Origin of the sequence: Dryocola clanedunensis (assembly GCF_038405435.1) — a bacterium.
Classification (GTDB): domain Bacteria; phylum Pseudomonadota; class Gammaproteobacteria; order Enterobacterales; family Enterobacteriaceae; genus Dryocola; species Dryocola clanedunensis_A.
The window spans coordinates 1-512 of sequence record NZ_JBBYHZ010000244.1; the positions used below are offsets into that span (position 1 = coordinate 1).

General features: G+C 50.8%; 2 pseudogenes. Both read right to left on the reverse strand.

The window, feature by feature from the left end:
• Positions 1–218 (reverse strand): annotated as a pseudogene (locus tag AAE045_RS24455) (hypothetical protein); the annotation flags it as partial.
• Positions 211–512: pseudogene (locus AAE045_RS24460) on the reverse strand (hypothetical protein); the annotation flags it as partial. The pseudogenes AAE045_RS24455 and AAE045_RS24460, both read right to left, overlap by 8 nt.

Below are 512 nucleotides of genomic sequence, written 5' to 3' on the forward strand. Positions count from 1 at the left end.
AGTGCTGTTATGTGCCCGGAAGCTTTCCCGCACTGCTCTACGAGGCTAACGTCAGATCCTGTGTCGATGTCATCAACTTCAAACCTCAGCTCTACCGTGTCGCCGTCAATATCTTGAGGTTCAAATGATGAGATGTACTCCATTACTGATGCGGATTGTTGCGCCTCCGCAATCAGCTCACTCACTGGCTTCATCTGCACCTCTGCTGTGTTAGTCATGAGTGGCCTCCAGCTTTACCAGTGCGGCCCGTACGGCATCGGTAATTCTTTCGAGGTAGATGTATTCGTGATTAGGTACGGTCGGCCATTTGGCATACCAAGGATCATCTCCGAGCAGGTTACGCAGTGGCGAAAAGCTAGTAGGTCCGCAGCACTGGCCCTTTACGTCATCGGATCCGTCTGCTGCATCCCACATTTCCCACGCCTCATGCTTTGCTAACTCTCCCTGGCGGCGTAATTTGATGATTTCACCTTTAACAAAATCGACATTCGCGTCGTTATCATCGTCAATAG